Source organism: Variovorax sp. GW823-FHT04B03 (genome assembly GCF_058796495.1).
This window is the reverse complement of record NZ_JBXAIT010000009.1, coordinates 147,421-159,964: the sequence shown is the minus strand read 5'-3', so window position 1 is coordinate 159,964 and position 12,544 is coordinate 147,421. Positions and strand designations below refer to the sequence as shown.

At 68.4% G+C, this 12,544-nt stretch carries 12 protein-coding genes; 10 read left to right on the top strand and 2 right to left on the bottom strand.

Translation table 11 applies throughout. The features are described 5' to 3' along the window. Positions 1 to 11: 11 nt before the first annotated feature. The 3 genes from trpB to accD are packed head-to-tail and all read left to right on the top strand — an operon-like array spanning position 12 to position 3,040. A complete protein-coding gene (gene trpB, locus AC1RAD_RS31080) occupies positions 12 to 1,298 on the top strand; it encodes a tryptophan synthase subunit beta (protein WP_062475486.1) in 1,287 nt (428 codons plus the stop codon). Next, positions 1,298 to 2,143, top strand: coding sequence for a tryptophan synthase subunit alpha (gene trpA / locus AC1RAD_RS31075; RefSeq protein ID WP_307694801.1), 846 nt, complete (start codon positions 1,298 to 1,300; stop codon positions 2,141 to 2,143). The genes trpB and trpA overlap by 1 nt, the downstream gene beginning before the upstream one ends. A 24-nt stretch (positions 2,144 to 2,167) precedes the next feature. Further along, positions 2,168 to 3,040: an acetyl-CoA carboxylase, carboxyltransferase subunit beta gene (accD, locus tag AC1RAD_RS31070; RefSeq protein WP_062475492.1), complete on the top strand. Its 873-nt coding sequence runs from the start codon at positions 2,168 to 2,170 to the stop codon at positions 3,038 to 3,040. Positions 3,041 to 3,126: 86 nt separating this feature from the next. Here accD and AC1RAD_RS31065 read toward each other — a convergent pair whose 3' ends face one another. Then, positions 3,127 to 3,687 carry a YggT family protein gene (locus AC1RAD_RS31065; protein WP_056572059.1) on the bottom strand — a complete coding sequence of 187 codons (561 nt, stop codon included), beginning with the start codon at positions 3,685 to 3,687 and terminating at the stop codon, positions 3,127 to 3,129. A gap of 90 nt (positions 3,688 to 3,777) precedes the next feature. Here AC1RAD_RS31065 and AC1RAD_RS31060 point away from each other — a divergent pair, with 90 nt between their 5' ends. The 5 genes from AC1RAD_RS31060 to AC1RAD_RS31040 all read left to right on the top strand — a co-directional run bounded on the left by AC1RAD_RS31060 (position 3,778) and on the right by AC1RAD_RS31040 (position 9,290). Beyond that, entirely contained in the window at positions 3,778 to 4,743 is a 966-nt protein-coding gene (locus AC1RAD_RS31060; protein WP_492738964.1) for a glycosyltransferase family 2 protein, read from the top strand. A gap of 29 nt (positions 4,744 to 4,772) precedes the next feature. Next, complete coding sequence (locus AC1RAD_RS31055; RefSeq protein WP_307694803.1) at positions 4,773 to 5,396, top strand: LON peptidase substrate-binding domain-containing protein; 624 nt, start codon at positions 4,773 to 4,775, stop codon at positions 5,394 to 5,396. Between the two features lie 17 nt (positions 5,397 to 5,413). Continuing rightward, the gene (locus tag AC1RAD_RS31050) at positions 5,414 to 6,784 is read left to right on the top strand and encodes a glycosyltransferase family protein (RefSeq protein ID WP_492738961.1); all 1,371 of its coding nucleotides are present in this window, start codon (positions 5,414 to 5,416) and stop codon (positions 6,782 to 6,784) included. A 146-nt stretch (positions 6,785 to 6,930) separates the two neighbouring features. Continuing rightward, positions 6,931 to 8,472, top strand: a complete 1,542-nt coding sequence (gene lysS, locus AC1RAD_RS31045; protein WP_492738959.1) for a lysine--tRNA ligase — start codon at positions 6,931 to 6,933, stop codon at positions 8,470 to 8,472. 23 nt (positions 8,473 to 8,495) lie between these two features. After that, complete coding sequence (locus AC1RAD_RS31040) at positions 8,496 to 9,290, top strand: class I SAM-dependent methyltransferase (RefSeq protein ID WP_492738957.1); 795 nt, start codon at positions 8,496 to 8,498, stop codon at positions 9,288 to 9,290. 21 nt (positions 9,291 to 9,311) lie between these two features. On the opposite strand, the gene AC1RAD_RS31035 is transcribed toward AC1RAD_RS31040, so the two are convergent. Next, the gene (locus AC1RAD_RS31035; RefSeq protein ID WP_492738956.1) at positions 9,312 to 10,646 is read right to left on the bottom strand and encodes a galactosyl transferase GMA12/MNN10 family protein; all 1,335 of its coding nucleotides are present in this window, start codon (positions 10,644 to 10,646) and stop codon (positions 9,312 to 9,314) included. 94 nt (positions 10,647 to 10,740) lie between these two features. On the opposite strand from AC1RAD_RS31035, the gene AC1RAD_RS31030 reads away from it, so the two are divergent. Continuing rightward, positions 10,741 to 12,006 carry an Hsp70 family protein gene (locus AC1RAD_RS31030; RefSeq protein ID WP_492738954.1) on the top strand — a complete coding sequence of 422 codons (1,266 nt, stop codon included), beginning with the start codon at positions 10,741 to 10,743 and terminating at the stop codon, positions 12,004 to 12,006. Between the two features lie 7 nt (positions 12,007 to 12,013). Next, positions 12,014 to 12,541, top strand: coding sequence for a YgjP-like metallopeptidase domain-containing protein (locus AC1RAD_RS31025; RefSeq protein ID WP_492738953.1), 528 nt, complete (start codon positions 12,014 to 12,016; stop codon positions 12,539 to 12,541). Positions 12,542 to 12,544: the final 3 nt, after the last annotated feature.

The following is a 12,544-nucleotide window of genomic DNA, read 5'->3' as shown; positions in this document are numbered from 1 at the left end:
GATCGAGAACCATGCAAAGCCAATTTCAGGACTACCAGCAACCCGACGCCAGCGGCCACTTCGGCCCCTACGGCGGCACCTTCGCGAGCGAAACGCTCACGCACGCGATCAACGAGCTGCGCGACGCGTACGCCAAATTCAAGGACGACCCGGCCTTCCTGGCCGAGTTCCACTACGAGCTGAAGCACTTCGTCGGCCGCCCCTCGCCGATCTACCACGCCGCGCGCACCAGCCGTGAAATGGGCGGCGCGCAGATCTACCTGAAGCGCGAAGACCTGAACCACACCGGCGCGCACAAGATCAACAACGTGATCGGCCAGGCGATGCTCGCGCGCCGCATGGGCAAGCCCCGCGTGATCGCCGAGACCGGCGCCGGCCAGCACGGCGTGGCCACGGCCACCATCTGCGCGCGCTACGGCCTCGAATGCGTGGTCTACATGGGCAGCCAGGACGTGAAGCGCCAGAGCCCCAACGTCTACCGCATGAACCTGCTGGGCGCGACCGTCGTGCCCGTCGAATCCGGCAGCAAGACGCTGAAGGACGCGCTCAACGAGGCCATGCGCGACTGGGTCACGAACGTCGAAAACACCTTCTACATCATCGGCACGGTGGCGGGCCCGCACCCCTACCCGACGATGGTGCGCGACTTCCAGAGCGTGATCGGCACCGAGTGCATCGCGCAGATGCCCGCCATGCTCGCGGCCGACGGCATCACCGGAGAAGCCGAGGGCAAACAGCCCGACGTGGTGGTCGCCTGCGTGGGCGGCGGCAGCAATGCGATCGGCATCTTCCACCCCTACATTCCGTTCGCGGGCACGCGCCTCATCGGCGTGGAAGCGGCCGGTGAAGGCCTGGACAGCGGCAAGCACGCCGCCTCGATCCTGCGCGGCAGCCCCGGCGTGCTGCACGGCAACCGCACCTACCTGCTGCAGAACGACGACGGCCAGATCACCGAGACGCACAGCGTCAGCGCCGGCCTCGACTACCCGGGCGTCGGCCCCGAGCACGCCTACCTGGCCGACATCGGCCGCGCCGAGTACGTCGGCATCACCGACGTCGAGGCGCTCGAAGCCTTCCACTACCTGTGCCGCACGGAGGGCATCATCCCCGCGCTCGAATCCAGCCACGCCATGGCCTACGCCCTGAAGCTCGCCAAGACCATGCGCCCCGATCAGTCCATCCTCGTGAACCTCTCGGGCCGCGGCGACAAGGACATCGGCACCGTCGCCGACCTGTCGGGCGTCGATTTCTACGACCGCCCCTCGATGCGCGGCCTGAGCGTGAAGGGAGGCAAGTGATGAGCCGCATTGCCGCCAAGTTCCAGGCCCTGCAAACGCAAGGCCGTCGCGCGCTGATTCCTTACGTCACCGCCGGTTTCCCCTTCGCCGACATCACGCCCGAACTCATGCACGGCATGGTCGAGGCGGGTGCCGACGTGATCGAGCTGGGCGTGCCCTTCTCCGACCCGATGGCCGACGGCCCCGTGATCCAGAAGGCTGGCGAAGCCGCGCTGGCGCTGGGCGTCGGCATGAAGCAGGTGCTCGCCATGGTGGCCGCCTTCCGCACGAAGGACACGACCACGCCGGTCGTGCTCATGGGCTACGCCAACCCGGTCGAGCGCTACGACCTCGTGCACGGCAAGAAGGCTTTCATCCGCGACGCGGCCGCGGCCGGCGTCGATGGCCTGCTGGTCGTCGACTACCCGCCCGAGGAATGCGAGGACTTCGCCGCCGACCTGAAGGCCGCCGGCATCGACCTGATCTTCCTGCTGGCCCCCACCAGCACCCCCGAGCGCATGGCGCAGGTGGCGCGCATCGCGAGCGGCTACGTGTACTACGTGTCGCTCAAGGGCGTGACCGGCGCCGGCCACCTCGACACCGAGGCGGTCGGGCGCATGATCCCGCGCATCCGCGAGCACGTGAGCATCCCCGTCGGCGTGGGCTTCGGCATCCGCGACGCGCGCACGGCGCAGGCCATCGGCTCGGCGGCGGACGCCGTGGTCATCGGCACCAAGATCATTCAACTCATCGAAGACCAGCCCCGCGACAACGTGGTGCCCACGGTGCGCGAATTCCTGGCCGGCATCCGCGAGGCGCTCGACGCCCTGCCGGCCGCCACGGCCAAGAACGCGGCTGGTCGATAATCACTGCCCTCACAAGGAGCCCCCATGAGCTGGCTTGAAAAACTGCTACCCGCCAAGATCGCACAAACCGACCCGTCCGAGCGCCGCCAGGTGCCCGAGGGCCTGTGGATCAAATGCCCGGCCTGCGAGACCGTTCTGTACAAGACCGACCTCGAGCACAACCAGAACGTCTGCCCGAGCTGCAGCCACCACCACCGCATCGGCGCCCGCGCGCGCCTGGACGCCTTCCTGGACGCCGAAGGCCGCTACGAAGTCGGCCAGGAAGTGCTGCCGGTCGACGCCCTGAAGTTCAAGGACAGCCGCAAGTACCCCGAGCGCCTGAAAGAAGCGCTGGAGAACACCGGCGAGACCGACGCACTGGTCGTCATGGGCGGCTCCGTCCACAGCATCAGCGTGGTCGTGGCCTGCTTCGAGTTCGAGTTCATGGGCGGCTCCATGGGCAGCGTGGTCGGCGAGCGCTTCGTGCGCGGCGTCGAGACCGCCATCGAGCAGAAGGTGCCCTTCGTGTGCTTCACCGCCACCGGCGGCGCGCGCATGCAGGAAGGCCTGCTCTCGCTGATGCAGATGGCCAAGACCAACGCCGCGCTCACGCGCCTGGCGAAGAAGGGCCTGCCCTACATCAGCGTGCTGACCGACCCGACCATGGGCGGCGTGAGCGCCGGCTTCGCCTTCGTGGGCGACGTGGTGATCGCCGAACCCAAGGCGCTGATCGGCTTTGCCGGTCCGCGCGTGATCGAGTCGACCGTGCGCGTGACGCTGCCCGAAGGCTTCCAGCGCGCCGAGTTCCTGCAGACCAAGGGCGCGATCGACTTCATCAGCGACCGCCGCGAACTGCGCAAGACCATCGCCAGCACGCTGGCCATGCTGCTGCGCCAGCCGGCCGACGCGGTGCTCTGACCTTCACCGTAGCTCAGGCTTCGGCCTGAACGCCCGCACGCCGAAAGGCGGTGCGGGCGTTTTGCTGTCTGGGGTCCCCCGACGCGTCAGGCGCCGAGCCGGAACGCGAAGACCAGCAGGTTGCCCAGCACGATCGCCACCACCTGCAGCACCACGATGGCGGCCAGCGGCGACAGGTCGACCCCGCCGATCAGCGGAATGAAGCGGCGAAACGGCCGCACCAGCGGCTCGGCCAGGCGCGAGATCAGGTCGAGCAGCATCGGCGAAGCGCCGGGAATCCACGACAGCACCGCATACACCACCAGCAGCGCCGTCAGGCCCGACACCGCCAGCTGCAGCAGGCCGACCAGCGACACCAGCGGCAGCGCCGTGATCCGCGCCAGGCTGCCGGCGAGCAGCCACAGCACCAGGAACTTGAGCATCACCAGCAGCCAGGCCGCGATCAGGCTCGCGAGGTCCCAGCGCTTCACCGCGGGCACGATGCGCCGCAGCGGCAGCACGATCCAGTCGGTGATGGCGAACACGAAGCGCCCCAGCGGATTGCCGAAGGGCACGCGGTGGTATTGCATGTACAGGCGCAGCAGGCAGGCGCCGCCGAGCAGGCCGACGATCACGTCGAGAAGAAACGAGGGTATCTGGTACAACATGTCGGATGGGCAGGGAGGTGCGCACGCGCGCGACTGCTCCGATTCTGGACCACAAGCCTCGCCCCCGGCCACACCGCCCTACGGAACCCCATGCCTTTGCTCAGCGTCGTGCTCCCCACCTTCAACAGCGGCGAGTTCCTCATCGAGACGCTGCAGTCGCTGCAGGCACAGACCTTCACCGACTTCGAGCTGCTGGTCATGGACGACGCCAGCACCGACGGCACCTGGGAGCGCCTGGCGGCCTTCGACGACCCGCGCATCCGGCGGCACCGCAACGCCTGCAACGTCGGCCTGCCGGCCAACATGAACCTCGCCATGGCGATGGCCCGGGGCACCTACCTGGCGCGCGTCGACCACGACGACTGCGCCACGCCGGACCGCTTCGCCAAGCAGGTCGCGTTCCTGCAAAGCAACCCGTCGGTCACCGTCGTCGGCAGCCAGCTCGAGCACTTCCAGGACCAGGCCGGCGTCACCGGCCTGCCGCTGGACGACGCGACGATCAAGGCCCGCATGGTCGAAGGCTACGACTACCTCGCGAACCAGAGCACGACCGGGCGCCTGGACTTCTACCGCGCGCACGGGCTGCAGTTCGACCCCAATCTCTATGCCGTCGACGACCTCGGTTTCTGGGTCGATTGCATGCTGCATGGCGCGCATTTCGCGAACCTGCCAGAGCCGCTGACGCGCTACCGCATCCACCCGGGCATGACCTCGCGCAGCTTGCCGCGCGACCGCCTTTACACCTCGAGGGACCGCATCTACCGACGCCTGCTGCCGCTGGTCTTCCCGCGCCTGCAGGGCCGCGAGTGCGAGCAGTTGCTGACGCTGTATCGCAGCCCCGACGACATGCCCCAGACCCTGGCCCACCTGGTCGACCTGCATCGCGCGGCACACAGTGCCTTGTCCGAGGTCGACACACGCTGGGGCCAGAGCGCCGCCGAGTGCCAGCAGTCGATCCTGAACCTGCTCAACCACGCGCGCCACGCGTTCCAGACACAGGGGATACTGCGGCCCGAGCACGCGACCGTCCTCAACCTGATCCTTCAACCCAGCTGACCGCGGCGACTGGCCCGGTCCTTTTCAACGTGCGCATTCCTCTCTTTCCGCTCGGTACGGTCCTGTTTCCCGGTGGCCTGCTGCCGCTGCGTGTCTTCGAGGTCCGCTACCTCGACATGGTCGGCAAGTGCCGCAAGGCCGGCACCCCGTTCGGCGTCGTCAGCCTCACGAGCGGCGCCGAAGTGCGCAAGGCCGGCGCCGAAGCCGAGAGCTTTGCCGCCGTCGGCACGCTCGCCGACATCCGCACCTTCGACGCGCCGCAAAGCGGCCTGCTGCAGATCGAATGTGTCGGCACGCAGCGCTTTCGTGTGCGCAGCAGCGAGTTGCAGAAGCACGGCCTGTGGATCGCCGAGGTCGAAGCCGTCGCCGACGACGTCGACCTCGAGATCCCCGACGACCTGCGCCACACCGCCACCGCGCTGCGCCGCCTGATCGACACCCTCGAAGAGCGCCGCCACGCGCAGGGCGACACCGTGCGCCTGCCGATCGGCGCGCCCTATCGCCTCGACGACTGCGGGTGGGTGGCCAACCGCTGGTGCGAGCTGGTGCCGATGCAGCTCGAACTCAAGCAGCGCCTGATGGAGCTCGACAGCCCGTTGATGCGCCTGGAGCTGGTCAGCGACCTGCTGGCGCGCACCGGCATCACCGACTAGACACGGCCCGCTGCGAGATGAGCCCGGCGCCGGTCCGCTTCCACTCGATCCTGCTGCGCGCGGGCGCGGAGGCCTTCGCAGACAACCACCACGCCTACTGCGCCCGCTGGGGCTACGCGCACCGCCTGCACGCCATCGGCACGCCGCACAACAGCGCGCGCACGCTGCTGGTCTACAAGTACAGCGTGGTGAGCTCGGCATTGGCCGATGCGCCCGACGGCACGCTGCTGGTCTTCGCGGACGACGACGCGGCCTTTCTCGCCCCACTGCCCGCGCCGACCGTGATCGGCGACGCGCCCTACTGGATCGCCGAGAACGAGCACCACCACCGCCCCGAAGGCAGCTGCTTCATGCTGCGTGCGGGCCCCGAGGCGACGGCCCTGGTGGCCCAAGTGCTCGAACGCCTGCGCACCGCGCCCGACGCGGGCACCGACCGCTGGGCGCACCGGGAGCTCGAAGGCTTGGCGGCCCATCCGCACCACCAGCTCATCGACGGCCGGCACTACCCCAACCTGCTGTTCGCCCGCTTCGGCCACTACCTGCCGGAGGTCTCGGCCTTCGTGCTCTCGTTCAATCCCGCGGTCCACATCGATGTCCAGGACATGCGGGTGCGGGGCCTCTTCGTCGCGCACCTGAACGCAGTGCTCGCGCGCGACGGCCAGCTCTACGACGACCTGCCGCCAGCCCCCACGGGCCAGCCGGACTACGAAGTACGCAACCCCGGCCGCCCCGTCGCCTTGTTGACCAGCTACACGCCCAACATCGCCGGCTACGCCATGCTGTCGGAACGCAACATCGCCGCGTACGCCGACCACCACGGCCACACCCACCACGTCTACCGGGACCTGCCCGCCGAGCTGCGGGGCCGCGTAGCCGGCAACTGGATCAAGCCCCGGCTGCTGCTCAAGCACCTGGCCGAACACGAGCAGGTCGCGTGGGTCGATGCCGACATCCTCATCCACGACCGCGCACGGCCGCTCGCGTCCCTGCTGCGTGGCCGGCCGGTGGCGCTGGCGCGCGACGTGTCGGGCTACGAATTCAACAGCGGCTTCATGGTGTTCTCGAACACGCCGGCCTGCATCGCCTACCTGGAGCGCGTGCAAGCGCTGATCGACGCCGTGCAGGACAAGCGCGGTGTCTACGCCTCGGGCGGCGACCAGGCCTTCTTCGTCGCCGCCTGGGCCGAGGCCGGCGGCGACGCGGCCATGCCGCGTTCCGATGGCGTGTCCTTCAATTCGCACCCCGCGCTGTACGACGGCGACAGCTTCATGCTGCACTACATGGGCTACCCGGATCGCCTGCGCACGCTGGTGATGCAGCACGACGCCCAACGGATCGCGCACCGCCACGCAGGCACGCCAGACGCCGAGACACCGCCGAACGGCTGAAAACGTTGAGGGTTAAGCTCTACTTTTGATAGCAACCCTCACAGAACTGACGGGCGCTTCAGGCCGATTCCGCTCAAGGCCGATGGGCTAAAATGCACGGCCCGCGCACACCCTCCCTCTTCTTGCTGCGCCCCCACACGCCTCCCATGTCCGACGAACAACTGCCCTCCTCTTCTCCCACGTCCACGGCCGACGACAACCAGCTCATCGTCGAACGCCGCGAAAAGCTCAAGCTGCTGCGCACGGCGCAGATCGAAGGCAAGGGGGTCGCGTTCCCGAACGACTTCAAACCCGGCCACCGCGCCGCGGCGCTGGTCGAGCAGCATGGCGGCACCGAGCCGGAAGCCCTTGACGCACAGGCCGTCGCCGTCAGCGTGGCTGGCCGCATGATGCTCAAGCGCGTGATGGGCAAGGCCAGCTTCGCGACCGTGCAGGACGCCACCGGCCGCATCCAGCTGTACGTGACGCGCGACGCCATCGGCGAAGAGGCGTACGCCGACTTCAAGCGCTGGGACCTCGGCGACATCCTCGGTGCCGAAGGCACGCTCATGAAGACCAAGACCGGCGAGCTGTCGATCAAGGTCAGCCGCCTGCGCCTGCTCACCAAGAGCCTGCGTCCGCTGCCCGACAAGTTCCACGGCATGGCCGACCAGGAGCAGAAGTACCGCCAGCGCTATGTCGACCTGATCACCGACGAGTCGGCCCGCGTGCGCTTCACCGCGCGCAGCAAGGCCGTGAGCGCGCTGCGCGAGTTCATGGTGGCCAACGACTTCCTCGAAGTCGAGACGCCCATGCTGCACCCGATCCCGGGCGGCGCGAACGCCAAGCCCTTCAAGACGCACCACAACGCGCTCGACCAGGAAATGTTCCTGCGCATCGCGCCCGAGCTGTACCTCAAGCGCCTGATCGTCGGCGGCTTCGAGCGCGTGTTCGAGATCAACCGGAGCTACCGCAACGAGGGCATCTCGGTGCGGCACAACCCCGAGTTCACGATGATGGAGTTCTACGCGGCCTACTGGAACTACCGCGACCTCATGGACTTCACCGAGACGCTGATCCGCACCATCGCCGACAAGGCCGTGGGCACGCAGCAGCTCACCTACGGCGGCAAGGCCGTCGACCTGACGCAGCCCTTCGAGCGCCTGACGATCCGCGAAGCGATCCTCAAGCACACCGATGCCGGCGATGGCGTGGACGACACCGCCTGGCTCATCAACGCCCTGCGCAAGCTCGGCCTGAGCGAAGAAAAGGACAAGCTCTCGCAGCGCAGCCTCGCCAGCCTGCAGGTGATGTACTTCGAGGAAACCGTGGAAGAGAAGCTCTGGCAGCCGACCTTCATCATGGAGCACCCGACCGAGATCTCGCCGCTGGCGCGCGCCAACGACGAGCGCCCCGAGGTCACCGAGCGCTTCGAGCTGTACATCACCGGCCGCGAATTCGGCAACGGCTTCAGCGAGCTGAACGACGCCGAAGACCAGGCCGCGCGCTTCAACGCGCAGGTGGCCGCCAAGGACAGCGGCGACGACGAAGCCATGTTCTACGACCACGACTTCGTGCGCGCCCTCGAATACGGCATGCCGCCCACCGGCGGCTGCGGCATCGGCATCGACCGCCTGATGATGCTGCTGACCGATTCGCCGAGCATCCGCGACGTGATCCTGTTCCCGGCGCTGCGCCGGGAAGGCTGACCCACCTGACGGGGACGCTGTCCGTGACCGACTTTCTCTGGCAAGACCGCGACAAGAAGGAATACGTCTACCCGTTCAACCCCAGGCCCGAGTGCCTGGACATGATCCAGCGTCCTCCCACGGTCGCCCTCGACATCGGGTGCGGCTCCGGTGGCGTGGGCCACGAACTGCGCCGGCGCCACCCCGGCTGCGAACTCTGGGGCTGCGAGTTCAACGCCTCGGCGGCGCAGGTGGCGCGCGAACATTTCGACAAGGTCGTCGAGCAGGACGTGGAAACCGTCGACTTCGCCGCGATGGGCCTCACGCGCCCCTTCGACCTCGTGTGCCTGTTCGACGTGCTCGAGCACCTCGTCAATCCGTGGCAGCTGCTCAGCGGCCTGAAGCGCATCATCGCGCCGGATGCGCAGATCCTGGTCAGCCTGCCGAACGCGTCCAACCTGCCGATGCTGTACGACGCCATGCGCGGGCATTGGCGCTACACCCATTGGGGCCTGCTCGACTTCACGCACCTGCGCTTCTTCACGGACTTCGACGCGCGCAAGATGTTCTACCAGACGGGCTTTCGCGTGATCGACCACCGGCTCGACTACCTCGGCGAAGGCCGCGGCATCTACGAGCGCCACCAGGCCGAGCCCTTCCCCCTGGTGCTGACGCTGGGCGGGCTCTCGCTGCAGGTCGCATCGGCCGACGACCTGGCGCGGCTGTGCGCCGACCGCAACCTGTATCTGCTCAGCCCGCACCACGGCGATTTCCGCGACGACAGCGAGCGCGAGATGGCGTCGAACAGCTACCCCACGACCTACACCTTCGGCGGCTGAAGCGCGGCGCGCGCCGCCCGCTCAGCCCAGGCGCTTGGAGCGCGCGTCGACTTCCGCCATGTACACCGACCGGTAGGGCTCCCCGAGCCCCACGAAATGCACCAGCAGGCTGTCGTCGCCCGCCAGGTGCGGCGGCGTGTTGATGCTCAGCAGGTCGGTCACGACCGCATCGCCGATCAGGCCGTGCTCGCCCAGCACCACGTTCGTGTAGTACTGGTCGCCCTGGCTGGCGTAAACGGTCGATTTGTCATCGACGCCGGTGATGCGCTCCCACAGCTGCGTGAGCAGTTCGAGGTTGCGCTCGGTGTGGCGGAACCCCATCACGCCCGAGTTCACGTCCCACGCGCCGATGTCCTTGGCGAACAGCAGGTCGCGGCCTTCGAGCAGCGGCTCGATGCGTTGGGTCTGGTTGACGAACAGCGTGTCGGCGTCGATCCACACCACCCACTGGTGCTGCGCGAGATGCCGCTTCACGAGCCAGCTCTTCACCCAGGCGCCGCTGATCGACGGATCGAGTTCGCCCGGGATGGCGCGGTAGACGTGGTAGCCGTACCCGTGCCGCTCGCTGTAGCGCCGCACGTTGTGCTCCGACACACGCGCATAGTCATTGATGTGGTGCGTGTAGAGCGTGACGAAGGCAATGGGCGCCTGCGGGTTGACGCATGAATAGGCGTCTTCCGAGATCGCCGGGTAGGCCGGCGGTGGCAGCACGGGCTCGCCGTCGATCAGCGCCGCGTTCACCCGGCGCACCAGCAGGCGCTGCAGGTTCGCGTCGTGCAGCAGCTCTTCCAGCACGCGGCCCTCGGCATCCAGCTCCACCAAGGGCGCCAGGTGCACCACGAAGATGCGGGCGGTGAACCAGTTCGCGATGCGCCACGAGACGTTCACGTAGCAGTCGCCGATGAGCCCGTTGCACGACAGCATGCCGGCCGGACGCAGCAGCGCCGCGGCGTCGAGGCGGGGCGTGACGCGCGCCACCACCTGGCTCGTCGCCCGGATGAGCGCATGCAGCAGCGCGCGGTTGGCCGCCGTGTTGCGCAGGATCATCAGGTTGCACAGCGGCAGGCCCTTGGGCCCGTCCACCACGAGCAGGTCGCGGCCTTCCAGGAGCGTTTCGACAGCCACCGGATGGAACACCACCGAATCGCCGTCGAGAAAGAGCAGCCAGTCGCCTTCGTCGAGCCCGCGCAGGCGGCGCAGCATCTCGGCGTACTTGGCGCAGTCGCGCAGCGCGGGATGCCCGGCACGCTCGCTCTCCACCCAGGCATGGGGGTAGCCGAAACGGCGGCAGTAGTGGCTGTGGTTGCGCAGCACCGGCTCGTCGAGCCGGTCGAAGAAGGTCAGGCACAGCGGCATCGACGGCGTCCGGGTGGGGTGGTCATTGGGGCGCAGTCTATCGCGCGCTCCGGCCGACCCTCTACACTCTTGGGCCCTCCGATTTCCTGCTTGAATGAATCCCCTACGCACCCCGGCCATCGGCATCGATTTCGGCACTTCGAATTCCGCGGTTTCCTTTGCCTCCCCCGGCGAGGCCGCGCGCCTGCTGCCCATCGAAGGCAGCGCCACCACCCTGCCGACCGCCCTCTTCTTCAACGCCGAGGACCGCAGCACGCACTTCGGCCGCGATGCCATCGCGCTGTACCTGTCCGGCGTCGAAGGCCGGCTCATGCGCTCGCTCAAGAGCCTGCTCGGCAGCCCGCTGATGCAGGAGAAGACCGCCGTCTACGACGGGCTGGTCAGCTTCGAGGACATCATCGCGCGCTTCCTGCACGAGCTGGTGACGCGCGCCGAACGCGAGCTGGGGCAGCGCCCCGAGCGCGTGGTCATCGGCCGCCCGGTGCATTTCGTCGACGACGACGCCAAGCGCGACCAGCGCGCCGAGGAAAGCATGCGCCACGCCGCGCGCGCCGCCGGCCTGCGCGACGTGTCCTTCCAGTACGAGCCCATTGCGGCGGCCTTCGACTACGAGCAGCGCGTCACGCGCGAATCGCTGATCCTGATCGTCGACATCGGCGGCGGCACCTCCGACTTCACCGTGGTGCGCCTGGGCCCCGAGCGCATGACGCGCATCGACCGTGCCGACGACGTGCTCGCCACCAGCGGCGTGCACATCGGCGGCACCGACTTCGACCAGCGCCTGAACCTGGAGCGCGTGATGCCGCTGCTCGGCCTGCGCCACCTCGGCCCGAGCGGACGCGAGGTGCCCAGCAAGGTGTTCTTCGAGCTGTCGTCCTGGCACCTGATCAACTGGCTCTACGCCCCGAAGGCCGTGCGCCAGACGCGTGAGCTGCGCACCAGCTACAGCGACCGGCAGCTGCACGACCGGCTGATGACGGTGCTCGAGGAGCGCCACGGTCACCGCATCGCCAGCGAGGTCGAGCAGGCCAAGATCAACGGCTCGGTCAGCGACGCCGAGGTGCAGATCGACCTGTCGTGCATCGAGCCGGGGCTGGTGTCGGCGCTGACGCCGGCCGACATGGCGCAGCAGCTCGCGGCGCCGCTCGAGAACGTGGTGGCCTGCGCCCACGCCTGCGTGAAGCGCGCCGGCCTGCGCAGCGGCGACCTGGACGCCATCTACCTCACCGGCGGCTCGTCGGCCCTGCGCCCGTTCCAGCGCGCGCTGCGCGCGAGCTTCGCCGGCGTGCCGCTGATCGAGGGCGACCTGCTCGGCGGCGTGGCGGCCGGGCTCGCCTACTCGGCGCGCACGGCGGGGTGAGCCGCAGATGAAGTACCTGTCCGCGTACCCGCCCGCGCTGCTGGCGCAGGTGAGCGAGCTGATGGCCGCCGACAAGCTCGGCGCCCTGCTGCGCGGACGCTACGCCGGCCTGCACGACATCCGCACCGACCACGCGCTGTACGACTACGCCTGCGAGCTCAAGGGCGAGTACATGCGCAAGGCCGAGCCGCTGGCCAAGGCCGTGTTCGACAACAAGCTGCACGTGGTGCGCCATGCGCTGGGCACCCACACCACCATCGCGCGCGTGCAGGGCAGCAAGCTCAAGACCAAGCGCGAGATTCGCGTGGCCAGCCTGTTCAAGACCGTGCCGCTCGAATGGCTGCGCATGATCGTCGTGCACGAGCTGGCCCACACGCGCGAGAAGAACCACGACAAGCCCTTCTACGCGCTGTGCACGCACATGGAGCCCGAGTACCACCGCTTCGAGTTCGAGCTGCGCCTGTACCTGACGCACCTGGAGGCGGGCGGTGCGCCGCTGTGGCCCGCGGCCGTGGGCGCGCCGGCCGCGGACTGACCC

Coding starts and splice junctions, on each gene's coding strand:
- lysS (WP_492738959.1), top strand. CDS start 6,931: ATGTCCGACGAACAACTGCCCTCCTCTTCTCCCACGTCCACGGCCGAC.
- AC1RAD_RS31035 (WP_492738956.1), bottom strand. CDS start 10,646: ATGCCGCTGTGCCTGACCTTCTTCGACCGGCTCGACGAGCCGGTGCTG.
- AC1RAD_RS31030 (WP_492738954.1), top strand. CDS start 10,741: ATGAATCCCCTACGCACCCCGGCCATCGGCATCGATTTCGGCACTTCG.
- AC1RAD_RS31065 (WP_056572059.1), bottom strand. CDS start 3,687: ATGTTGTACCAGATACCCTCGTTTCTTCTCGACGTGATCGTCGGCCTG.
- accD (WP_062475492.1), top strand. CDS start 2,168: ATGAGCTGGCTTGAAAAACTGCTACCCGCCAAGATCGCACAAACCGAC.
- trpB (WP_062475486.1), top strand. CDS start 12: ATGCAAAGCCAATTTCAGGACTACCAGCAACCCGACGCCAGCGGCCAC.
- AC1RAD_RS31050 (WP_492738961.1), top strand. CDS start 5,414: ATGAGCCCGGCGCCGGTCCGCTTCCACTCGATCCTGCTGCGCGCGGGC.
- AC1RAD_RS31025 (WP_492738953.1), top strand. CDS start 12,014: ATGAAGTACCTGTCCGCGTACCCGCCCGCGCTGCTGGCGCAGGTGAGC.
- trpA (WP_307694801.1), top strand. CDS start 1,298: ATGAGCCGCATTGCCGCCAAGTTCCAGGCCCTGCAAACGCAAGGCCGT.
- AC1RAD_RS31060 (WP_492738964.1), top strand. CDS start 3,778: ATGCCTTTGCTCAGCGTCGTGCTCCCCACCTTCAACAGCGGCGAGTTC.